At 73.9% G+C, this 22,518-nt stretch carries 18 protein-coding genes and 1 pseudogene; 12 read left to right on the forward strand and 7 right to left on the reverse strand.

The genetic code is table 11. The features are described from left to right. The first annotated feature begins 13 nt into the window (after positions 1–13). Positions 14–154: a hypothetical protein gene (locus tag C2142_RS24090; RefSeq protein ID WP_153882813.1), complete on the forward strand. Its 141-nt coding sequence runs from the start codon at positions 14–16 to the stop codon at positions 152–154. Between the two features lie 3 nt (positions 155–157). Here C2142_RS24090 and C2142_RS24095 read toward each other — a convergent pair whose 3' ends face one another. The 3 genes from C2142_RS24095 to C2142_RS24105 all read right to left on the reverse strand — a co-directional run bounded on the left by C2142_RS24095 (position 158) and on the right by C2142_RS24105 (position 3,123). Next, a complete protein-coding gene (locus C2142_RS24095) occupies positions 158–1,450 on the reverse strand; it encodes a coenzyme F420-0:L-glutamate ligase (protein ID WP_148644566.1) in 1,293 nt (430 codons plus the stop codon). Further along, positions 1,447–2,406 carry a 2-phospho-L-lactate transferase gene (gene cofD / locus C2142_RS24100; RefSeq protein ID WP_148644567.1) on the reverse strand — a complete coding sequence of 320 codons (960 nt, stop codon included), beginning with the start codon at positions 2,404–2,406 and terminating at the stop codon, positions 1,447–1,449. The genes C2142_RS24095 and cofD overlap by 4 nt, the downstream gene beginning before the upstream one ends. A 69-nt stretch (positions 2,407–2,475) precedes the next feature. Then, the gene (locus C2142_RS24105; protein ID WP_148644568.1) at positions 2,476–3,123 is read right to left on the reverse strand and encodes a cysteine dioxygenase family protein; all 648 of its coding nucleotides are present in this window, start codon (positions 3,121–3,123) and stop codon (positions 2,476–2,478) included. Between the two features lie 614 nt (positions 3,124–3,737). Here C2142_RS24105 and C2142_RS24110 point away from each other — a divergent pair. The 3 genes from C2142_RS24110 (at position 3,738) to C2142_RS24120 (ending at position 9,828) form a co-directional block, all read left to right on the forward strand. Beyond that, positions 3,738–4,010, forward strand: a complete 273-nt coding sequence (locus tag C2142_RS24110) for a WhiB family transcriptional regulator (protein ID WP_148644569.1) — start codon at positions 3,738–3,740, stop codon at positions 4,008–4,010. Positions 4,011–4,182: 172 nt separating this feature from the next. Beyond that, on the forward strand, positions 4,183–8,139 hold the full coding sequence (locus tag C2142_RS24115; protein WP_241002748.1) for a glycosyltransferase family 2 protein: 3,957 nt from the start codon (positions 4,183–4,185) through the stop codon (positions 8,137–8,139). A 6-nt stretch (positions 8,140–8,145) separates the two neighbouring features. Then, positions 8,146–9,828, forward strand: a complete 1,683-nt coding sequence (locus C2142_RS24120) for a DUF5719 family protein (RefSeq protein ID WP_148644570.1) — start codon at positions 8,146–8,148, stop codon at positions 9,826–9,828. 69 nt (positions 9,829–9,897) lie between these two features. Here the strand turns inward: C2142_RS24120 and C2142_RS24125 are convergent, their stop codons facing one another. Beyond that, positions 9,898–10,350, reverse strand: a complete 453-nt coding sequence (locus C2142_RS24125) for a metallopeptidase family protein (RefSeq protein WP_148644571.1) — start codon at positions 10,348–10,350, stop codon at positions 9,898–9,900. A 239-nt stretch (positions 10,351–10,589) separates the two neighbouring features. On the opposite strand from C2142_RS24125, the gene C2142_RS24130 reads away from it, so the two are divergent. The 6 genes from C2142_RS24130 to ahcY all read left to right on the forward strand — a co-directional run bounded on the left by C2142_RS24130 (position 10,590) and on the right by ahcY (position 17,018). Next, on the forward strand, positions 10,590–10,955 hold the full coding sequence (locus C2142_RS24130) for a DUF3499 domain-containing protein (RefSeq protein WP_148644572.1): 366 nt from the start codon (positions 10,590–10,592) through the stop codon (positions 10,953–10,955). A 113-nt stretch (positions 10,956–11,068) separates the two neighbouring features. Then, positions 11,069–12,502 (forward strand): phosphomannomutase/phosphoglucomutase, encoded by a 1,434-nt coding sequence (locus tag C2142_RS24135; RefSeq protein WP_148644573.1) that lies wholly within the window; start codon positions 11,069–11,071, stop codon positions 12,500–12,502. A gap of 171 nt (positions 12,503–12,673) precedes the next feature. Beyond that, positions 12,674–12,856, forward strand: coding sequence for a Trm112 family protein (locus tag C2142_RS24140; protein ID WP_148644574.1), 183 nt, complete (start codon positions 12,674–12,676; stop codon positions 12,854–12,856). A gap of 71 nt (positions 12,857–12,927) precedes the next feature. Next, entirely contained in the window at positions 12,928–14,202 is a 1,275-nt protein-coding gene (locus tag C2142_RS24145) for an SIS domain-containing protein (protein WP_148644575.1), read from the forward strand. An 87-nt stretch (positions 14,203–14,289) separates the two neighbouring features. Beyond that, the gene (locus C2142_RS24150; RefSeq protein ID WP_148644576.1) at positions 14,290–15,264 is read left to right on the forward strand and encodes a cation diffusion facilitator family transporter; all 975 of its coding nucleotides are present in this window, start codon (positions 14,290–14,292) and stop codon (positions 15,262–15,264) included. A 305-nt stretch (positions 15,265–15,569) separates the two neighbouring features. Continuing rightward, positions 15,570–17,018 carry an adenosylhomocysteinase gene (gene ahcY / locus C2142_RS24155; RefSeq protein ID WP_148644577.1) on the forward strand — a complete coding sequence of 483 codons (1,449 nt, stop codon included), beginning with the start codon at positions 15,570–15,572 and terminating at the stop codon, positions 17,016–17,018. Positions 17,019–17,082: 64 nt separating this feature from the next. On the opposite strand, the gene C2142_RS24160 is transcribed toward ahcY, so the two are convergent. Both C2142_RS24160 and C2142_RS24165 read right to left on the reverse strand, forming a co-directional pair. Continuing rightward, the gene (locus tag C2142_RS24160; protein ID WP_148644578.1) at positions 17,083–18,216 is read right to left on the reverse strand and encodes a hypothetical protein; all 1,134 of its coding nucleotides are present in this window, start codon (positions 18,214–18,216) and stop codon (positions 17,083–17,085) included. Continuing rightward, positions 18,213–18,740, reverse strand: coding sequence for a SigE family RNA polymerase sigma factor (locus C2142_RS24165; RefSeq protein ID WP_148644579.1), 528 nt, complete (start codon positions 18,738–18,740; stop codon positions 18,213–18,215). Before C2142_RS24165 ends, C2142_RS24160 begins: the two co-directional genes overlap by 4 nt. Before the next feature lie 115 nt (positions 18,741–18,855). Here C2142_RS24165 and C2142_RS24170 point away from each other — a divergent pair, with 115 nt between their 5' ends. After that, complete coding sequence (locus C2142_RS24170; protein WP_194235801.1) at positions 18,856–19,491, forward strand: hypothetical protein; 636 nt, start codon at positions 18,856–18,858, stop codon at positions 19,489–19,491. Between the two features lie 730 nt (positions 19,492–20,221). Here C2142_RS24170 and C2142_RS42010 read toward each other — a convergent pair. Then, positions 20,222–20,620 (reverse strand): annotated as a pseudogene (locus C2142_RS42010) (RDD family protein); the annotation flags it as partial. Positions 20,621–20,966: 346 nt separating this feature from the next. Here C2142_RS42010 and C2142_RS24180 point away from each other — a divergent pair. Then, on the forward strand, positions 20,967–21,971 hold the full coding sequence (locus tag C2142_RS24180) for a stage II sporulation protein M (RefSeq protein WP_148644581.1): 1,005 nt from the start codon (positions 20,967–20,969) through the stop codon (positions 21,969–21,971). Positions 21,972–22,518: the final 547 nt, after the last annotated feature.

The following is a 22,518-nucleotide window of genomic DNA, read 5'->3' on the forward strand; positions in this document are numbered from 1 at the left end:
GGGCGACGCCGTTGTGCACACCGTCCGGTGCACGGCCGCTTCGCTGCTCACGGAGCTCGGCGACCACCGTGCCGTCCACGCGGTGCGGGGCGACGTGACGGTCGTCCCCGCGGCCACCGTCGGCAACCGCCGGGGCGCGTACCGCCGGCGGTGAGCCCTACCGCACCTCGATGAAGGCGTCCGCGCCGCGCTCGGGGCGCTCGCGCGGGGGTTCGGCCGGGCGGCCGACCGCGACGGCGCCCATCGGGTCCCAGCCGGCGGGCAGGCCGAGGGTCTCGCGGACGGTGTCGCGGCAGAACATGGTCGAGGAGACCCAGGCGGAGCCGTAGCCCTCGCCGGTGAGGGCTACCAGCAGGTTCTGCACGGCGGCGCCGATGGCGACGGTGAACATCTCGCGCTCGGCGGTGGCGCGGCGCTCGTCGGGGTAGTCGTGCGAGCCGTCCATCACCAGGCAGGGGACGACCAGGTACGGCGCGTCGCGCAGGACGTCGCCGCGGGCGGTCCGGCGGGCGATCCTGGCGTCGTCCCAGCCGTCGAGTTCGCGCAGGTCGCGCTGCCAGGCGGCGAGCATCGCGTCCAGCAGCCGGGTGCGGGTCGCGGCCGACTCCAGCAGCACGAACCGCCAGGGTGTGGTGTGGTGCGGGGCGGGCGCGGTGACGGCGGCGGCGACGGCCCGGCGGACGGCGCCCGGGTCGACGGGCTCGGTGGTGAAGGAGCGGATGGTGCGCCGCAGGGTGACGGCCTGCCGCAGCGCCTCGGAGGTGCCGAGCCGGAACATGTCGTCGGCGGCGGCGCGGATCAGCGGCCGGGAGCCTTCGCCGTCCTCGGCGGTGACCAGGTGGCCGAGGCCGCGGACCACGGCGACGGGGGTACCGGTGGCCTTGCCCTTGACCAGGTCGCCGGCGGCGGCGAGCTCGTCGGCGGTGGCGGTGACGGACAGTGTCAGCTCGTTGCCGTGGCTGTCGGTGCGGCCCCGGTGGTCCTCCAGGACGGGCAGCCCGGCGGCGCCGATGGCGACGTCGGTGAGCCCGTTGCGCCAGGGCCGGCCGAAGGTGTCGGTGACGACGACGGCGAGCCGGCGGCCGGTGAGCTCCTGGAGGCGGGCGCGCAGGGCGCGGGCGGAGGCGTCCGGGTCCTCGGGCAGCAGCAGCACGGTGCCGGGGGTGGTGTTGGAGGCGTCGACGCCGGCGGCGGCCATCACCAGCCCGTTGCGGTTCTCGACGATCCGGGCCGGGCCGCGCCGGGCGACCACCCGGACGGTCTCGGCGTCGATCGCGGCCTCGCGGTCGGCGGCGTGCAGCAGCCGCCCCTCCGCCTTGCTGACGATCTTCGAGGTGACGAGCAGGATGTCGCCGTCCTCGTAGGTGCCGGCCTTGGCGATCAGGCCGGCCAGGTCGGCGTCGGCGTCGATCTCGGGCAGGCCCCCGACCGGGAGGACGTGCAGGGTCATCCGCGGACCTGCTCGGCGAGCGCCAGTGCGGCCCGGGCCATCTCGGCGGTGGTGGCGACGTCGGTCATCAGCAGCGGTACGGCGCGGCAGGCGATCCCGCCGGCCTCGACGGCGGCGACCGCGGCCTCGTCGGCGGTGTCCACCAGCCAGCCGTCCAGGAGCTCGGAGCCGTAGTCCAGTGCGACGGCCTCCGCGGTGGCCTCGACGCCGACGGCGACGAGCACCTTGTCGGCCATGCCGCGCACCGGCGCCCCGCCGATGATCGGGGAGAGCCCGACCACGGGCGCGGAGGCGGCGGCGACGGCGGCCCGGATGCCGGGCACGGCGAGGATGGTGCCGATCGAGACGACCGGGTTGGACGGCGGGAAGAGGATCACGTCGGCGGCGGCGAGCGCCTCCAGCACGCCGGGTGCGGGCTTGGCGGTGTCCGCCCCGACCGGGATGATCGCCTCGGCGTCCACGGCGGCGTGCAGCCGGACCCAGTACTCCTGGAAGTGGACGGCCCGGGTGCCGTCCCCGTCCGTGATCCTGACGTGCGTCTCGACCCGGTCGTCGCTCATCGGCAGCAGCCGGACGCCCGGCTTCCAGCGCACGCAGAGCGCCTCGGTGACCTGGCTGAGGGTGTACCCGGCGGTGAGCATCTGGCTGCGGACGAGGTGGGTGGCGAAGTCGCGGTCGCCGAGCCCGAACCACTCCGGGCCGACGCCGTACTCCTTCATCTCGGCCTTGATCGACCAGGTCTCGTCGGCCCGGCCCCAGCCCTGTTCCTCGTGGATGCCGCCGCCGAGGGTGTACATGACGGTGTCGAGGTCGGGGCAGACCTTCAGGCCGTAGAGGTGGATGTCGTCACCGGTGTTGCCGATGACGGTGATCTCGTCCTCCGGACCGATGGCCTCCCGGAGTCCGCGCAGGAAACGCGCTCCGCCGATCCCGCCTGCCAGTGCCACGATGCGCATGCGCCCATCCTGCCACGGCCCGACAGGTCGTCAGCCCGACCGTCGACCGACTGTCGCCGCCGCCCGCCGTCAGCGGGCCCCGGCCTGCTCCTGCGGGTGCTGCTCGGGGATGACGGCGCCGCCGTACTGGTTCATCTCGGTCAGGCCCGGCGTGTAGAGGTGGATGGAGACGGCGGGCTCCAGCGCGCCGTTGACGACCTCGTGCAGGTAGCCGGAGGAGAACACCCGCTGCCCCCCGGGCCGGAGGGTGCGGGCGCCCTCGCCGGCGTGCGTGAGGGAGCGCTCGATCAGCTCGCCCTGGACGACGGTCATCACCCCGGAGGACGTGCCGTGGTCGTGGAAGCCGCTGCTCTGGCCGGGGAGCCAGCTGAGCAGCCAGACCTCGTAGCCGGGGCCGGTCTCCAGCCGGGCGTACCAGCGGGTGAGCGCGTCGTAGCGGACCAGCGGCTCCCAGCGGGTCCGGTCGGCGGCGATCTCGCGGACCAGCCGGGCGTGGCCGGCGACGGTGGTGGGGTGGCTGGGCAGGTCGGTGCGGGCCAGGTGCGGGAAGGCGAGCGGGTCGCCGGCGATGGAGACGTCGCTCAGGCCGTCGGCCCAGGGGTGAACGGGGTGCGCGGAGTGGTCGGTGCGGGCCTGCGCGGGGGGAGGGGTGGCCGGCGCGAGGCCGTGGCGGGCGGGCTTGTTGCGGTCGCGGTTCCGCTTGCGGATGCGGGTCATTCGCACGAGTCGTCCTCGGATAACGGCTGGTTCGTCGGGGATCAGCCGGATCCGGGATGTCCTGGGGCGGGAATCGCGGGCGGCCTCTGTGCTTCCTGGGCGGCGCGCGGTGGGACTGCGGGCGCCTAGATACAGCAGGAACAGAGGCGACAACAAGAGTTCACGGCATGGCGGAGCGTGGAACCGCTCCGGGTGCTGGCGAACTCTGACATGGATGAAAGGAGACCGCATGCGGGGGGCCGGTGTCAACTCCGGAGGTGGGGCATTCGGGCGGGTTAGGTCATGAAGTACCCGATGGGGTGATAAATCACCCTCTATGTTTCGATGAGAAGATCGCCGGGAAAGCAGGCCGATGACCGGCCTGTGATGGTGACCGCGTGTCACTCGGCGGATGGTTGCGAAGGGTTCGACGGCATCCGGGCAGATAGTCCGATGTGTCCGGATATGTAGACTATTCGTAACGGCTTGGTGCCGGGGAGTGAATCCTGGCCCCAATACCAGAGCTCGGCTTGACTGGGCCAGAGTGACGCATCTGTAATTTCACTCGTGTCGTCCGCCGCACGAGGCAACGGCAACCACGGGGACGCCAAATAGGGGCAGAGGAGGCGCGCCACATGAGCGAGCTCTTTGAGCTGTTGATCGGTGACGGCATCGAGGAGGAGGAAGAGGAACTCGGCTGGCAGGAGCGCGCGCTGTGCGCCCAGACCGACCCCGAGTCCTTCTTCCCGGAGAAGGGCGGCTCCACCCGCGAGGCCAAGAAGGTCTGCCTCGCCTGTGAGGTCCGCTCCGAGTGCCTGGAGTACGCCCTCGCCAACGACGAGCGGTTCGGCATCTGGGGCGGCCTCTCCGAGCGCGAGCGCCGTCGGCTCAAGAAGAGTGCGGTCTGACGGGTCGGCCCCTGACCCTGCTGACCCTCCGACAGCCACAGAGCTGTACGGGCGCCTCACCGCGGTGGTGGGGCGCTTTCGTGTTCCGGGACCCGTGCGGGGCCTCCCCGGTACTCCCCGTGCACGGCCTCTCCACGGACACCGCGGACAAAGGCGCCATCCGGAGCCGTTAGTGTGGTGCGCCATCCGGTTGCCGTTCACCGGCTGTGTCCACCGAGAACTGGGGCCCGCGCACTCGATGACCGTCTACAGCCACCAGAGCGGCTTCACCGCTGCCAGGCCGCCCGCCTACCCGCGCCACCTGGTCACCGCGGTGATCGTCTCGCACGACGGCGCCCGCTGGCTTCCGCAGGCCCTGGCCGGCCTGCTCGGCCAGGACCGCCAGGTCCAGCGGGTGCTCGCCGTCGACACCGGCTCCACCGACAACTCCCCGCAGCTGCTCGCCGACACCCTCGCCGAGTGGCTCCCGGAGAGCGGCCCGATCGTCCTCGGCCGCCGGGCCGGCTTCGGCACCGCCGTCGGCGAGGCCGTCTTCAACAGCCCGCCGCTGCGCCCGGAGGACCTCCCCTACCGGCTCGACCCCTCCGGGTACGACCCGGTCACCGGCGGCTGGGACGACTTCGGCGACCCGCTCGGCCACGAGGACGACCTCGGCCGCGGCGGCCCCCGCGAGACCCAGCCCGTCGAGTGGCTCTGGCTCCTGCACGACGACTGCGAGCCGCAGACCGACGCGCTGCGCCGGCTGCTCCAGGTCGCCGACTCCACGCCCAGCGCCGCCGTCGTCGGCCCCAAGCTGCGCAGCTGGTACGACCGCCGCCAGCTGCTCGAAGTGGGCGTCACGATCGCCCGCTCCGGCCGCCGCTGGACCGGCCTGGACCGCCGCGAGCAGGACCAGGGCCAGCACGACCAGGTCCGCCCGGTGCTCGCCGTCTCCACCGCCGGCATGCTGGTGCGCCGCGACGTCTTCGAGGAGCTCGGCGGCTTCGACAAGGCGCTGCCGCTGATGCGCGACGACACCGACTTCTGCTGGCGGGTCAACGCCGCGGGCCACCGGGTCGTGGTCGCCCCCGACGCCGTGCTGCGCCACGCCGAGGCGGCCAGCCGCGAGCGCCGCGTCATCGACTGCGGCCCCACCCACCCGCACCGGGTGGACAAGGCCGGCGCCGTCTACACCCTGCTCGCCAACTCCAAGGGCGCGCTCTTCCCCTACGTCCTGCTCCGGCTGGTGCTCGGCACCCTGCTGCGGGTCGTCACCAACCTGCTGGGCAAGGACCCGAAACAGGCCTTCGACGAACTGGCCGGCCTCGGCCACGAACTGGTCCGGCTGCCGCGGCTGATGGGTGCCCGCAAACGCCGGGCCCGGTCGCGGGCCGCCGACGCGCTCGACGACCGGACGCTCTTCCCCGCGCCCGGCGCCACCGCGCGCCTCGCCGTCGAGGGCGTCATCGGCTCCCTCGGCATAGGGGGCGGCGACGACTCCGGGGCCGGCCGGCACGGCTCGGTCGAGGCCGGGCCGGGCGACGAGGACAACGAGGACCTGGTCGTCGAGCAGTTCGCGCTGATCAAGAAGCTGGCCCGGCGCCCGGCACCGGTGCTCTTCGCCGCCCTGCTGGTCTTCGCCCTGGCCGCCTGCCGCGGCCTGCTCGGCTCCGGCGACCTCTTCGGCGGCGCGCTGCTGCCCGCCACCGGCGGGGCCGACGGCCTCTGGTCGATGTACGCGGACGCCTGGCACCCCGTCGGCACCGGCTCCACCGCCGCGGCGCCGCCGTACCTCGGCGTGCTCGCGGTGCTCTCCTGGATGCTGTTCGACCACGCCGACCTCGCGGTCACCCTGCTGGTCGTCCTCTCGGTGCCGCTCGCCGCCGTCAGCTCGTACCTGGTCTCCCGGCCGCTGCTCGACTCCAAGCTGGTCCGCGCCTGGGCCAGCGCCACCTACGCGCTGCTGCCCGCCGCCACCGGCGCGCTCGCCCAGGGCCGGATCGGCACCGCCGTGCTGGCCGTCCTGCTGCCGCCGCTGGCCCGTGCCGCCGCGATCGCCGCAGGCCTCGGCATCCGCGCCGAGAGCGCCGCCAAGGGCGCCCGGCCCGGCTGGCGGCCCGTCTGGATGGCCGTCCTGCTCCTCACCCTGGCCACCGCCTTCGTCCCGCTGGTCTGGGCGCTGGCCGTGCCGCTCTGCCTGGCCATGCTGGCCGCCGCCGTGGTGCGCGGCGGGGCGTTCGGCTCCGGCGTGCAGGCGCTGCGCCTGCTCGGGCTGCGCGTCCTGGTGATCCTCGCGGTGCCGGTGCTGGTGCTCGCGCCCTGGTCGCTCCAGGTGCTCTCGCACCCGCAGCGGCTGCTGCTGGAGGCCGGCCTGCCCGGTCTGCACGGCGGCGAAGCCAGCGCGCTCGGCCTGGTGCTGGTCAACCCCGGCGGCGCCGGGGTGCCGCCGGTCTGGTTCTCGGCGGGCGTGGTGCTCGCCGCGCTGGCCGCCCTGCTGCGCGCCGACCGCCGCCGTGCGGTGCTCGCCGCCTGGGGCGCCGCCGGGGCCTCCATGGTCTTCGCGGTCGCGGTCGCCGGCACGTCGGTGACCCCCGCCTCCGGCGGCCCGGCCGTGCCCGCCTGGGCCGGCCCGGCCTCCCTTCTCGCCGGCATCGCCCTGCTGGCCGCCGCCGCGATCGGCGCCGACGGCGCCAACACCCGCGTGGCCGGCATCGCCTTCGGCTGGCGCCAGCCGGTCGCCGCCCTGGTGGTGGCCGCCGCGGTGCTCGCCCCGCTGGGCACCGGCGTCTGGTGGGCCGTCACCGGCGCCGACGGCCCGCTGCACCGGGCGCAGGCCGCCCAGGTGCCGGCGTTCATCGCCGAGGAGGCCGGCACCACCGACCGCTCCCGCACCCTCGTCGTCACCGGCGACCCGAAGGGCGGCTCCGTCCGCTACACCCTGGTGCGCGGCGCCGGCCTGACGCTCGGCCAGGCCGAGTCCACGGTCGACCCGGAGACGGGCACCACCGCGGGCCTGGACAAGGTGGTCGGCAGCCTGCTGGCCGGCTCCGGCGCCGACCAGGCCGGGGCGCTGTCCGGCTACGGCATCGCCTATGTGCTGGTGGACCAGCCGGCGGTCGTCGCCTTCAAGGAGGTCCTGGACACCACCCCCGGCCTGGTCAAGGCCAACCAGGACGGCACCGCCGCGCTCTGGCAGGTCAACGGCACCCCGGCGACCCGCGCCCTGATCACCGCCCCCGGCGCCACCCCCGTGGTGGTCCCGTCCGGCGAGCGCGACCTCGACACCACCGTCCCGGCCGGCCCCGACGGCCGGGTGCTCCGCCTCGCCGAGGCCGCCGCCCCGGAGTGGAAGGCCACCCTGGACGGCACCGCGCTGGAGTCCACCACCGTCGACGGCTGGGCGCAGGGCTTCAAGCTCCCCGCCGGCGGCGGCAAGCTGGTCGTCACCCGTGAGGGCGGCCTGCTGCACACCGGCTGGATCTGGGCCCAGCTGCTGCTCGGCCTGACCATCCTGGTGCTGGCCCTGCCCGGCCGCCGCAGCCACAAGGACGACGACCTGCCCGAGGAGGTGGTCGCCGCCGCCGCGCTGGCCGCCGCCGCCCAGGCGCAGGCGCCCGCCCCCGGCAGCCGCCGCGCCCGCCGGATGGCCGAACGCGAGGGCGGCGAAGGGGACCCGGACGGGGACGGCGGCGTGTACGAGGGCCGGCCGGGCGCGATCCCGGCCCAGCCCGCCGGCGACCCGCCGGCCGGGGCGGTCCGGGCGGCCGCCGCGGCCCAGGAGAGCGAGCCGTACGCCGACCCGTACCAGGGCTACCAGCAGGCCGACCCGTACAGCTACGACCCGTACGCCGCCCAGCAGCCGGTGGCCGCGCCCTACGGCGGCCAGGGGTACGGCCCCGACGGCTACCAGCAGCAGGCCTACCCGCAGCAGGGCGGCCAGGCGGGCTACGAGCAGGCGGGCTACGAGCAGTACGGGCAGGACCAGCAGTACGGCTACGACCAGTACCAGCAGGACGGCGGGCAGCCCTGGGTGCCGGGGCAGCCGCAGGGCGAGACGTACTACGACCCGGGCAGCCCCGGGGACCCGCACGATCCCGACCACCCCAACGGCCCGGGCCGGTACCCGCACCACCACGGATCGGGGAGCTGACCCGCGATGAAGAAGCCCGCGTTCAAGAAGAGGTCCAAGGACCAGGACGGCGCACCGCCGGCGGACGGCGCCGCGTTCTCCGCCGGCCCCGCCGGTGCCCCCCGGTCGTCCGGGGGGACGAAGACCACCCAGTCGCTGCTGGCCGCCGCGGCCGTGCTCGCCGTGGTGTTCGGCATCGCCGAGCTGCGCCCGCCGGCCGCACCGGCCGCGGCCGACCAGGGCGGCGCCGCCACCTCGGCGCAGGTCGAGCGGACGGGCGCGGTCTGCCCGCAGCCGCTCCAGGGCCTGACCGGCTCGACCAGCCTCACCGCCTACACCCCGCCCGGCGGTGCGGCCGCGGTGGACGGCGCCGCCGCAGGGGCCGGCTGGATCAGCGACGCGGCCGCCCCCGCCGCACCCTCGGCCGCGCCGTCCGCGGCCCCGGCCACCCCGGCGCCGTCCGCCTCCGGCGCGCCCGCCCCCGCCAAGGGCGGCGTGCCCAGCGACGCGAGGCTGACCCTGGCCAAGCCCGGCACCCCGGTGACCGGCCCCGCGGCCAACGGCGACACCGCGCCCGGCACCGGGGCGGTCGCCACCGGCGCGCTCGCGCCCGGCTTCACCGTCACCCAGACCACCACCGTTACCGAGCAGCGCGGGCTCGGCCTGTCCGGCATCACCTGCACCCCGGCCGGCACCGGCTTCTGGTTCGCCGGCGCCAGCACGGCCGGCGACCGCACCGACTACGTCAGCCTGGTCAACACCGAGAACACCGCCGCCGTCGTCGACATCAAGCTGTACGGCGACAAGGGCCTGATCGAGAACGACGCGGCCAACGGCATCACCGTCGCCCCCGGCAGCTCGCAGTCCGTCCTGCTGCCGACGATCAGCAAGGGCCAGGTCGCCGACCTCGCCGTGCACGTGGTGGCCCGCACGGGCCGGGTCGGCGCCGCCCTGCACGCGGCCGACGGCAGCAAGGGCGCCGACTGGATCCCCGCCTCGGCCGACCCGGCGCCCACCCAGGTGCTCCCCGGCCTGCCGGCCGACACCGCCGGTGCCCACCTGGTGGTCTGGGCACCGCCGGAGGACGACGCCGACCTGAAGATCCAGCTCTCCGGCAAGAACGGCTGGTTCACCCCGGCCGGCAACGAGTCCATCCACGTCAAGGCCGGCCTGGTGGCCGCCGTCGACCTCGGCAAGGTCACCCGCGACGAGGTGGCCGGCCTGCGGCTGTCGCCCAGCGACGACAAGCACGCCACCCCGGTCGTGGCCGGCCTGCGGGTCGACCGCGCCGGCCAGAACGGCAAGTCCGACGCGGCCTGGCTGACCGGCACCGTCCCGGTCGGCGCCCGCGCCACAGTGGCCGACAACCGGGGCGGCGGCGCGAGCACGCTCTTCCTCACCTCCACCGGCGACGCCGCCACAGTCAAGGTCACCGCCTCGGCCGGCACCGGCGGCGGCACCCCGGTCAGCAAGGACGTCCAGCTGCCGGCCGGCGGTACGGTCGCCATCCCGGCGCCCGAGCCCGGCGGGCTGAACGGCAGCTTCGCGCTCACCGTGGAGACCGTCTCCGGCGGGCCGGTCGCGGCCGCCCGGATGCTGGCGATCACCACCAAGGACGTGCCGATGTTCACCGTCCAGGCACTGCGCGACGACCGCAGCAGCGTCAAGGTCCCGCAGGCCGCCCAGGACCCGGGCGTCGTGCTGCGCTGACCCGACGCGACGACGACGACGAGGGGGCGGTACCCGGCCTGCGGGTACCGCCCCCTCGTCGTCGGTGGCTCAGTCCTCGTCGTAGCGCGGGTCGATGGCGTCCGGCGACAGCCCCAGCAACTCCGCCACCTGCTCGATCAGGATCTCGTGCACCAGCGCCGCGCGGTCCTCCCGGGACTTCGCCCGGATCTCCACCGGCCGCCGGTACACCACGATCTGACTCTTCCGCCCCTGCTGCCCCGGCGACACCCGGCCCAGCGGCACCCCGCCGTCCGCGTCCGGCCCGTCCGCCTCGTGCAGCGGCACCTCCTGGACGGCGAACTCCACCTCGATCAACTGCGGCCAACGCCGTTCGAGGCGCTCCACGGACTCCCGCACGTAGTCGTCGAACAACTCGGAGCGGGTGAGCGAGATCGGCACCTGCGGAGGCGCCAGCGGGCCGCGCAGACCCCGGCCGTGCCGGTCGCGGTGCCGGGGGCGGCGCGAAGGTCCCGTCGATGACTGCGGTGCAGAGCTGTCCATATCACTGCCGAGGGTAGTCCTTGGACGGTCGGAAGTGGACCACCCCGACGCCGAAACGCCCGGGGCGGCAGGCGCACACCAGAGCGGGCGGAGCTGGCGAGGCACGGGAGGGGCGCGCCGTGCGAAGCGTCCGCCGACCGTGGCGGACGCGTCTTTGAGGCGCGCGGACCGCGACACGGCACACCCTCCGGGCAGGCGGTCTTCGCTCCCCGGCGGGGAGTGCTGTACCGTCCACCCTCGTGAGCTCTGTACGTCGTTGTTCGCGGACCGCGTGCGGCCGACCGGCCGTCGCGACGCTGACGTACGTCTACGCGGACTCCACCGCCGTCCTCGGCCCGCTCGCGACCTACGCCGAGCCGCACTGCTACGACCTGTGCGCCGAGCACGCCGAGCGCCTCACCGCCCCGCGCGGCTGGGAGGTGGTCCGGCTCGCCGCCGAGGCCGGCCCGCTGCGCCGCAGCAGCGACGACCTCGAAGCGCTCGCCAACGCCGTCCGCGAGGCCGCCCGCCCGCAGACCCCCCGTCAGGGGCGCGGCTCCGGGGGCCAGTCCACCGAGGCCGGCCGCCGTGGGCACCTGCGCGTGCTGCGCTCGCCCGACAACTGAGCCCCGGCCCGGCCGTCCCCCACCCACGCCGCGGACCGGCCGTCCGCCGCCTCCCGGTACGCTGCCCCCCTGTCCGGGCACTCACCGGTGCCGCACTCGGACGTATCGTGACCATGGGCGACCAGCCCGCCGATCAGACAGAGAACCAGGGTGGAGCCGCAGTGCGCGACCTCAAGCAGCTCGTGAAGGCGTACGACGTACGAGGCGTGGTCCCGGACCAGTGGGACGAGAGCCTCGCGCGCGCCTTCGGCGCCGCGTTCGTGCAGGTCACCGGAGCGTCCGCGATCGTGGTCGGCCACGACATGCGGCCCTCCTCCCCGTCGCTCAGCCGGGCCTTCGCCGAGGGCGCCGCCGCGTACGGCGCCGACGTGGTCGAGATCGGCCTCTGCTCGACCGACCAGCTGTACTACGCCAGCGGCCGGCTCGACCTGCCCGGTGCGATGTTCACCGCCAGCCACAACCCGGCCCAGTACAACGGCATCAAGCTCTGCCGGGCCGGCGCCGCCCCGGTCGGCCAGGACACCGGCCTCGCCGAGATCCGCGAGCTGGTCGAGTCCTGGACCGGCGAGGACGACACCGTCACCGTCCCGGCGCTCGACGTGAAGCCCGGCGGGCTGTCCACCCAGGACACCCTGCGCGGCTACGCCGACCACCTCCTCGGCCTGGTCGACCTCACCGCGATCCGCCCGCTCAAGGTGGCCGTCGACGCCGGCAACGGCATGGGCGGCCACACCGTGCCGACCGTCTTCGACGGCCTGCCGATCGAGCTCGTCCCGATGTACTTCGAGCTGGACGGCACCTTCCCCAACCACGAGGCCAACCCGCTCGACCCCAAGAACCTGGTCGACCTCCAGGCCAAGGTGCGCGAGGTCGGCGCCGACCTCGGCCTGGCGTTCGACGGCGACGCCGACCGCTGCTTCGTCGTCGACGAGCGCGGCGAGCCGGTCTCCCCGTCCGCGATCACCGCCCTGGTCGCCGCGCGCGAGATCGCCCGCGCCCGGGCCGCCGGCGAGGACGAGCCGACCATCATCCACAACCTGATCACCTCCTGGACCGTCCCCGAGGTGGTCCGCGAGCTCGGCGGCAAGCCGGTCCGCACCCGCGTCGGGCACTCCTTCATCAAGCAGGAGATGGCCGAGACCGACGCCGTCTTCGGCGGCGAGCACTCCGCGCACTACTACTTCCGCGACTTCTGGCGCGCCGACACCGGCATGCTCGCCGCGCTGCACGTGCTGGCCGCCCTCGGCGGGCAGCAGGACACCCTCTCGGCGCTCACCGCCGAGTACGACCGCTACGCCGCCTCCGGCGAGATCAACAGCACCGTCGCCGACCAGGCCGACCGCTCGGCCGCCGTCCGCGCCGCCTACGCCGGCCTGGAAGGCACCACGGTGGACGAGCTGGACGGCCTCACCGTGGCCGGCCCGGACTGGTGGTTCAACCTGCGCGCCTCCAACACCGAGCCGCTGCTGCGCCTCAACGTCGAGGCCAAGGACCCGGCGAGGATGGCCGAGCTGCGCGACGGCGTGCTCGCCATCGTCCGCGCCTGACGGACGCGGCCCGGACGCGCGCGGCCCGGACCCGGTCCGGACGCACGCGTCCTCGCGCACGCGCCTGACGCACGCCCGTGGTGCCCCGGCCGGTAGGGTTTCCTCTCGGCCGGGGCACTGCCGTGCCACCCCTCCGACCCCTGCCATCCTGAGACTGGGAGCCCGAACGCCATGAAGCTCGAATCCTTCCTGCTGGAGATCCTGGTCTGCCCGCAGTGCCGGGCCGCGCTCACCGAGGGCGGCACCGAGGACCACCCCGAGCTGCTCTGCACCGGCGAGAACTGCGGCCTCGCCTACCCCGTCCGCGACGGCATTCCGGTGCTGCTGGTGGACGAGGCCCGCCGCCCGGCCTGATCCTTGGGGCGGACACCCGTATCCCGACCCCGCAGCCCTCAGCGCCCAGCCAGCAGCCGGAGGCCCGCCGCATGCTCGACGACACCCTGCTCGACGACCCGGCCGCCCTCCAGCGCGCCGACCACGACCGAGCCCTGCTCGCCCTGGCCGGTGCCGGCGCCCGGGTGCGCACCGCACTGCGGCTCGCCGACGCGGCCGGCGTCGACCGGCTGCGCCCCGACGGCCGCCCGCGCACGGTGCTGGTCGCCGGTCACGGCAGCGCCCTGACCGCGGCCGGGATCCTGGCCGCCCTGGCCGGCACCGCCACCCTGGTCACCCCGCTGGAGCCGACCGACGCCGCGTACGTCCCGCGCACCGACCGGGCCGCCGCCCCGCCCGTCTTCACCGCCGGGCTGGCCTGGCAGCTCCCCGGCTGGGCCGGCCCGCTCGACCTGCTGGTGGTCAGCTCCGCCGCCGGCGGCGAGCAGGGCCTGATCGCCCTCGCCGAGCAGGCCTACGCCCGCGGCTGCGCCATCGTGGTCACCGCCCCGGCCGGCAGCCCGCTCGCCGAGGCCGCCCTCCAGGTGCGCGCCCTGCCGCTGCCGTACGTCCCGCCGAACCTGCCGGACGACGGCGCGCCGCCGTCCGGGGCGGCCGCCGAGCCCGACCTGCCGGCCGAGGACCCGGCCGCGCTCTGGGCCCACCTCACCCCGCTGCTCGCGCTCACCCAGAAGCTCGGCGTCACGCAGCTGCCGTACGACGCGCTCGCCGCCACCGCCGACCTGCTGGACGCATCCGCCGTCCGCTGCCGGCCGGACGCCGCCGCGTACACCAACCCGGCCAAGGGCCTGGCCGCCCGGTTGGCCGGCACCGTCCCGCTGCTCTGGGCCGAGGGCCCGGTGGCGGGGGCGGCCGTCACCCGGTTCGCCGCGCAGCTGGCCGAGCGGGCCGGCCGTCCGGCGCTGGCCGGGCAGCTGCCGCAGGTGCTCACCGCGCACCGCGGCATGTTCACCGGGCAGCTCGGCGCGGGAGCCGACCCCGACGACTTCTTCCGAGACCGGGTCGAGGAGCCGGACCCGCTGCACCTCCAGGTGCTGCTGCTGCGACACGTCCCGGCCCCGGCCGGTGGTGGCGGGGGTGGTGCCGGGGGAGCGGAGGAGGACGCCGGCCCGGCCGAGGTGCCGGCCGACGACGAGGGCCCGCGCAGTTTCGGCGCCGCCCGCGCGCACCGGCTGGCCGAGGCCCACGACGTCCGGATCACCGAGTACGCCAGCGCCCGGCCCGATCCGCTGCACGCGCTGGCCGACCTGGTCGCGCTGACCGACTTCGCGGCCGTCTACCTGGGGCTCGCAGCCGCACAGTCCTGAAGGCGGACAGGGCGGCCCGGTACCGTATGCGCTCGACGACGACTGAGCGCGGGCTGTACGGCCCCCGGCGGAGGGACCATCCCGAGCATGAGCACCGAAGGCGGTACCAAGGCCCTGGTCGCGGCCCTGTCCGCGAACCTGGGGATCGCAGTCAGCAAGTTCGTGGCCTTTGCGTTCTCCGGCTCCTCCTCGATGCTGGCCGAGGGCGTCCACTCGCTGGCCGACTCCGGCAACCAGGTGCTGCTGCTGGTCGGCGGCAAGCGCTCGCAGCGCCGTGCCACCCCCGAGCACCCCTTCGGGTACGGGCGCGAGCGTTACATCTACGCCTTCCTGGTCTCGATCGTGCTGTTCAGCGTCGGTGGCATGTTCGCCGTCTACGAGGGCTACGAGAAGATCGCCCACCCGCACGAGCTGGAGAACTGGTACTGGCCGGTCGGCGTGCTGGTCCTCGCCATCGCGCTGGAGGCCTGGTCCTTCTTCACGGCGTTCCGCGAGGCGGTCAAGGACAAGGGCACGCACGGCTGGCCCGCCTACATCCGCCGGGCCAAGGCGCCGGAGCTGCCGGTCGTCCTGCTGGAGGACACCGGTGCGCTGATCGGCCTGGTGCTGGCGCTGTTCGGCGTCGGCCTGACCGCGATCACCGGGGACGGCGTCTGGGACGGCATCGGCACCCTGTCGATCGGTCTGCTGCTGATCGCCATCGCGCTCGTGCTGGCGCTGGAGACCAGGTCGCTGCTGATCGGCGAGTCCGCCCACGACGAGGTGGTGGCGCAGATCCGCGACGCCCTGGTGGACCATGACACCGTCACCCGCGTCATCCACATGCGCACCCTGCACCTCGGCCCCGAGGAGCTGCTGGTCGCCGCCAAGATCGCGGTCAACGCCGAGGACACCGCGGCGCAGGTGGCCGACGCGATCGACGCCGCCGAGGTGCGCGTCCGCCGGGCCGTCCCGATCGCCCGCGTGATCTACCTGGAGCCGGACATCTACAGCGCCGAGAAGGAGGCCGCGGGCGACGACCCGTACGCCACCCCCGGCGGCCCGGTGCCGGGCGCGCACTGAGCCCCTCCCGACCGGGACCGGCGGCCGAATCCGGTCGTACCGGGCCTGGTCCCGGGGCCGCCGGTGTAGATTCGTCACCAGAGCCAGAACGTCGCTGCTGATGGCGGTCGATCGGCGGCTCGTGCCCCAGGGCGCGCGCCGGTCGAGGGAGAGAGGTCCTCCGACGGAATGTGCTGAGCAGCAGGAGGCCGGTCCCACCGCGGATCCGCCCGTCCGGCGTTGCCGCGCACCCGTGCGGCCCGCCGCGCTGTGACGCACCCTGAGGACCTTGGCCATGCCCCACCCCATCAGCGAGGAGCAGACGCATGTCGACCGACATCACCGGTGACTTCAAGGTCGCCGACCTTTCCCTGGCGCCGTTCGGGCGCAAGGAGATCCAGCTGGCCGAGCACGAGATGCCCGGTCTGATGTCCATCCGTGCGGAGTACGCCGCTTCGCAGCCGCTGGCCGGCGCCCGGATCACCGGCTCGCTGCACATGACCGTGCAGACCGCCGTGCTGATCGAGACCCTCACCGCCCTCGGCGCCGAGGTCCGCTGGTGCTCGTGCAACATCTTCTCCACCCAGGACCACGCGGCCGCCGCGATCGCGGTCGGCCCGGAGGGCACCCCGGAGAACCCGCAGGGCGTGCCGGTCTTCGCCTGGAAGGGCGAGACGCTGGACGAGTACTGGTGGTGCACCGAGCAGGCGCTGACCTGGCCGAACGGCCAGACCCCGAACATGATCCTGGACGACGGCGGCGACGCCACCCTCCTGATCCACAAGGGCGTCGAGTTCGAGAAGGCCGGTGCCGCTCCGGATCCGTCCACCGCGGACAACGACGAGTTCCGGATCATCCTGGAGCTGCTGAACCGCACCCTCAAGGACACCCCGAACAAGTGGACCGAGGTCGCCGCCACCATCAAGGGCGTGACCGAGGAGACCACCACCGGTGTCCACCGCCTGTACGAGATGCACCGTGACGGCCAGCTGCTGTTCCCGGCGATCAACGTCAACGACGCCGTCACCAAGTCGAAGTTCGACAACAAGTACGGCTGCCGCCACTCGCTGATCGACGGCATCAACCGTGCCACCGACGTGCTGATCGGCGGCAAGGTCGCCGTCGTCGCCGGCTACGGCGACGTGGGCAAGGGCTGCGCGGAGTCGCTGCGCGGCCAGGGCGCCCGCGTGATCATCACCGAGATCGACCCGATCTGCGCGCTCCAGGCGGCGATGGACGGCTACCAGGTCACCACCCTGGAGGACGTCGTCTCGATCGCGGACATCTTCATCACCACGACGGGCAACAAGGACATCATCCTTGCCTCGCACATGGAGAAGATGAAGCACCAGGCGATCGTGGGCAACATCGGCCACTTCGACAACGAGATCGACATCGCGGGCCTGGCCAAGCTGCCCGGCATCGTGAAGACCGAGGTCAAGCCGCAGGTCCACGAGTGGCGCTTCGCCGACGGCCACACCATCATCATGCTGTCCGAGGGCCGTCTGCTGAACCTGGGCAACGCGACCGGCCACCCGTCCTTCGTGATGTCGAACTCGTTCGCGAACCAGACGATCGCGCAGATCGAGCTGTTCACGAAGACCGAGCAGTACCCGATCGGCGTCTACGTGCTGCCGAAGCACCTCGACGAGAAGGTCGCGCGGCTGCACCTGGACGCCCTGGGCGTGAAGCTGACCACGCTGACCAAGGACCAGGCCGACTACATCGGCGTCCCGGTCGAGGGCCCGTACAAGCCGGAGCAGTACCGCTACTGAGCACCCGTCCGGTGGCCGGCGTCCCCTTCGCGGGGGCGCCGGCCACCGGCGTGTCCAGGAGCGGTCAGCCGAGCACCTCGGTGGTCCAGGCGGCCGGGTCGGTGCCGAGCGAGGTGAAGTGGCCCAGCCAGCCGGCGAAGCCGCCGACCGAGGCGAACGGGGCCTCGCCCTGGAACGAGGTCGCGCACAGCTTCAGACCGGACGCGACGACGCAGGTGGGCTGTTGCTGCTGGGTGGCCCCGGCCTGGAGCGGGCTGTCCCACCACCCGGTGACCGGGGTGACGTCGGGCTGGACGGAGACCGCGATCTGGTCGCCGCCCGAGTTGTAGTTGACGGAGGCCGACCAGGGGTAGCCGACGGAGGCCTCGGGACCGTAGTAGAAGGACGCACCGGACGGCGTGAAGCCGGCGGGGACGTCGTGGATCCTGAACGGCAGCGGAACGGCCTGCGGAGCCACCTTGACCCCCTCGGCGACCCGGTGCAGCTTGTTGAGCACGTCGTCGGCGTCGCTCATGTAGGAGCCGTGCAGCTGCGCCCACCGGCCGTCGGCGGTCTGCCAGCGGAGAGTGCGGTCGTTCCCGGGCCCGGCCGGGTTGTCCGGCCCCGTGCCGACCCAGTACGCCGGCCTCCCGTTCACCGGCGCGGCGTCCACCCGGTACAGCTGCTGGCCGGTCGGCGTCGTCCCGACGGTGGGCACCTCGCCGGGCGCGAAGAGGGTCAGGAAGATCAGCTGGCGGTTGGACGCGAGCGCGTTCGGCCCGGTCTGCTGGGGGCCGAAGACCTTGACCTGGGACGCGTCGGGCTGCCCGCTGAAGCCGAGGTTGTAGGCCGCCTCGTTGAAACCCTCGGGCAGCCAGCCGAAGGACGCCCCGGTCGGCAGCGGGGAGCGGCCGGTGTCGGGGCCGAGCGGGGGAAGGGCGCTGGGGGCCGCGGTCGGGCTCGCAGCGGGTGCCGCCGCGACCTGGCCCGGGTGTCCGCCGGGGAGCGTCGCGCTCAGCAGGGTGGCGCCGAGCGCGACCGCCGCCGCGGCGCCCAGCACCCCGAGCCGCCGACGCCGCAGCCGGGAACGGCCCGCGCGCAGTGCCCAGGCGGTGTCCATCCGGGCGGCCGGAGCCGGCGCGTCGGCCAGTGCCGCGAGTTCCGCGGTCAGCCGGACCTCGGTCGGGTCGGTGTGCTCCGGGTCGGTGTGGTCGTTCACGAGACGGTCCTTTCCGCCGGCACGGCCGGCCGCAGTTCGAGGAGGCGGCGCAGTGCGGCGAGCCCCCGGGAGGTCTGGCTCTTGACGTTGCCGGTCGAGCAGCCCATGGCCTCCGCCGTCTGCTCGACCGTGAGGTCGCAGTAGTAGCGGAGCACCACCGTGGCCCGTTGCCGGGGCGGAAGTGCGGCGAGGGCCGTCCGGAGGTCGACCGAGGCGTCCAGGTCGTGCGCCGAGACGGCGGCCTCCGGCAGTGCCCCGTCGCCACGGCGGCGGGCGGTCCACCGCCCCCAGGGGGAGCGCTGCTCGGCGAGGAAGGTGTTCACCAGGACGGTCCTGGCGTAGCCGTCCGTGTTCTCCGCCCCGGACACCCGGTTCCAGTGCACGTACAGCTTGGTGACGGTCTCCTGCACCAGGTCGTCGGCGCGGTGCCAGTCGGTGCAGAGCAGGTAGGCCACCTTACGGAGCCATGCCGCCCTGGAGGCGACGAACTCCGTGAACTCGGCGTCGCGTTGCTGCTTCGCCATCGATGGGCGCTCCTTTCCCGCGGCACGTTCGCCGTGCCGCCTGCCTCCCTGATGCGGGCGCCGCCCGCGAGGTTGCATGCGGGTCGGCCGGACGGTGCGGCATAGGCTTCGGGGCATGCCCAACGGCCGGTACTCGCTCCACGACACCCATGACCACGTGCTGCTCGGCGAGGAGCGCTTCAGCTGCGCGCCCGGCCCGGCCGGCTGGCGGTACGTCTCCAAGACGTACGGCCCCGGGGGCCAGGTGCTCGGCACGGTCGACCTGACGCTCGACTCGCGGGCGAGGCCGCTGCGGATGGAGCTGCGCGCGGGCGGCTGGCAGGTCCGCGGCGGGGCCGTCGACGGGGTGGCCTGGGTGCGCACCGACGCGGCCGACCCGGGCGGGGAGCACACGGTCGAGGGACACGACCGGGCCCACGGTTTCGCCGGTCGCTCGCCGGCCTTCCTGGTCGCCACCGCGCGGCTGCTGCGGTTGCGGGAGGGCGCGAGCGCGAAGGTCCGGCTGGTCGCGTTCACCGAGCCGGTGCTGGCGCCGCGCACCTTCGACCAGGGCTGGCTGCTGGAGGGCGTGGACACCCACGAGACGGACTCCGGCCCACTGCTGGTCGAGCGGTACCAGGTGGCGGACCTGGAGACGGGCGAGCAGCAGGTGGTGCACCTGGCCGGGGACGTGGTGCTGGCCGCGGCCGGGGTGGAGCTGGAGGAGCTGGAGTCGCCGCCGAACGCCTGGCCGGTGGAGTTCGGGGGGTAGCGCGCGGGGCGTGGCGCCGCGGCGGCGCGGGGCGCGCCGGGCGCGGCGAGCGGGGCGGCGTCAGGCGGGCGGGGCGAAGCCGGTGGCGGGGGCCTGCTGCGGGGCGGCGGGGGGCTGCACGGGCTGCACGGGCTGCACGGCCGGGGCCGCCTGCACGGCCTGGGCGGTCGGCGGCGCTGCGGCCGGGGCGGGGGTGCCCGGGGCCGGGGCGGTCGGCGGGGTTGGCAGGTGGGGCTGCGGCTGAGGCTGGAGCGGGGCGTGGGGATGGAACCTGGGCTTGAGCGTGGGCCTGAGCCTGAGCGTGGGCCTGAGCCTGCTGCTGGAACGCGTAGCCCTGCGCCCTGGTCCACTCGCGCCGCTGACGCTCGGTCAGAACCGCTCCGAGGTAGGCGGCCGGGTGCAGCCCGTACGGGACCGGGTGGCCGGTGCGGGCCGCGAGGTCGTCGGCCAGACGGGCGGACATCTGGTGCGCCACCGCCGGGTCCAGCTGGCCGACCCGGCCGAGCAGCTGCCGGATCGCCAGCCAGAGCGGCTCCGGCACGGCGGAGAGGTCCAGCGCGACCAGCTCGCCGCCGATCGCCTGCAGCAGCTGCGGGGGCACCGGCGGGAGCGGGTTCACCACGGCGCCGCCGCTGCCGCCCGGCACCCGCTCGCGGACCACCAGGGTCCCCGCGAAGACATCGCCGAGCCGCTTGCCGTCCGCCGAGACCACCGAGCAGATCGTCGCCGGAACGCCGCTCAGCACGATCAGCTCGAAGAAGCCGACCAGCCCGCGCACCAGGGCGTGCCGGAACCGCACCGGACCGCCGTCCGTGCGCACCACCCGCAGACCGAGGGCGGCCTTGCCGAGGGAGCGGCCGCGGGTGAAGGTCTCGACCATGACGGGCACGGCCACCAGGAAGAAGACCATGAGCCCGAGCATCAGGGCGGCAAGGGCGGCGGGGTCGAGGTCGACCAGGGCGAAGCTCAGCACCAGGGAGGACACCAGGAGCGCGGCGCCCTGCACGGCCAGGTCCAGCGTGACCGCCAGCGCCCGGCTCGGAAGCTTCGCCGTGCGCAGGCCGAGGACGACCGCCTCACCCGTCACCAGGTCGCTCAAGACACCCGTCCGTTCCCGTCGGTGGTTCATGGTCCGTGGTTCATGGTCCGAGATCCGGGGAGGGAGCGTCCGTCGGATCGGCCCCCACGATCCCGTGATCTGCAGTCGTCAACATACGGGGCGGCGCGGCCACTCGGGAAGGGAGGCCCCTGGCCGTCGGAGCGGCCGTCGGACCGGCCCTCGGAGCAGTCCCCGGAGCAGTCCTCGGACATGCCCTCAGGGATGCCGCCGGGGGAACCCCTCGGGAAGGCCTTCGGGAAAACCCTCGGCGAAGGGCGGTCCCGGCCGCCCGGCTGCTTTCCCCTCCCTGGCATGCTGGGCGCACCTGTCCGCACCCGCCTGCCCGCGCGCCCCGCGCCGACCATGGAGCTGCCGAATGGACCTGGACGTCTTCGTCGCCACCCACCAGGGGGAGTGGGCACGGCTGGACGCCCTCGCCCGGACCCGTCGGCTCAGTGGTGAGGAGGCGGACGAACTGGTCACCCTCTACCAGCGCGTGACCGGCCACCTGGCCAAGGTCCAGGCCGCCGCGCCCGACCCCACGCTGGAAGGCCGGCTCACCAGCCTGGTCTCCCGTGCGCGGGACGCCGTCACCGGCAGCCGCAGCAGCGGGTGGCGGGACGTCGCGCGCTACTACACCGTGAGCTTCCCGGCCGCGCTCTACCGTTCGCGTCGCTGGTGGCTGCCGATCGCGGTCCTCTCCCTGCTCGGCACCGCCCTCGTCGCCTGGTGGGTGGCAACCCACCCGGAGGTCCGGAACAGCCTGGCCACGCCGGAGACGATCCGCGAGATGACCAGGCCCGGCGGCGAGTACGAGGCGTACTACTCGGACCGCCCCGCCGGCTCGTTCGCGGCCCAGGTCTGGACGAACAACGCCTGGATCGCGGTGCAGTGCCTGCTCTACGGCGTCGCGCTGGGCATCCCCGTGCTCTACGTGCTGTGGACCAACGTCCTCAATCTGGGACTCGGCGTGGGGCTGATGGCCTCCGCAGGCCGGTTGGACATCTTCCTCGGCTTGCTCATCCCGCACGGTCTGCTGGAACTGACCGCGGTCTTCGTGGCCGGCGGCCTCGGCCTGCGGCTCGGCTGGACGATCATCGACCCCGGGCCGCGCACGCGCGGCACCGCTCTGGCGGAACAGGGCCGCGCCATCATCGGCATGGCGATCGGCCTCGCGACCGTGCTGGCCGTCTCGGGTGTCCTGGAAGCCTTCGTCACTCCGTCCGGCCTGCCGACCTGGGCCCGCATCTCGATCGGCATGCTGGCCGAGGTGGCGTTCCTGCTCTACGCCCTCGTTCTGGGCCGCAAGGCCGCCGAGGCCGGCGAGACCGGTGACCTGGATGCGGCCGACCGGGCAGACCTTCAGCCGGTCGCGGCCTGAGCCGATGTGATCCACAGGTCTCTGACCTGCTACTCTTCTCGCATCCCAGCAAAACCATTGACGTGGTTGGGGTGGGCTAGTAGATTTGAACGGTTGGGACAGGTTGGACAACGACCTGACTCAGGCGCTAGTGTCTACGACACCGCCAAATCGAGGCGAGCGTGTTTCACAAATACGCGCCCTCCGACGAGGTAAATCCCGGAACTGAGCACACCGAAAGCTTTGATAAGCTTCGGAGCGAAGTTGCAGGAAATCCCCCCAGTGGGAATTCAGAGAAACAAACGCCGGTAAGAACGGCCGCGAGGATCTGATAAGCTGGGAACACGAAAGAACGAAGCGCCCGGAGGGCCCGCTGGAAGGCGGTCCGAAGGAAGTGTCCGTTCCTTGAGAACTCAACAGCGTGCCAAAAGTCAACGCCAGATATGTTGACATCCCCGGCCTCAGATTCTTCTGGGGTTGGAGATTCCTTTTGAAATAACACAGCGAGGACGCAGTGCGCGGGGCCGCCCTATTCCGGTGGTTGCCGTGCCGCTCAACGCGGGTGTGA

Source organism: Streptomyces sp. CB01881, from assembly GCF_002953255.1.
Lineage (GTDB): Bacteria > Actinomycetota > Actinomycetes > Streptomycetales > Streptomycetaceae > Kitasatospora.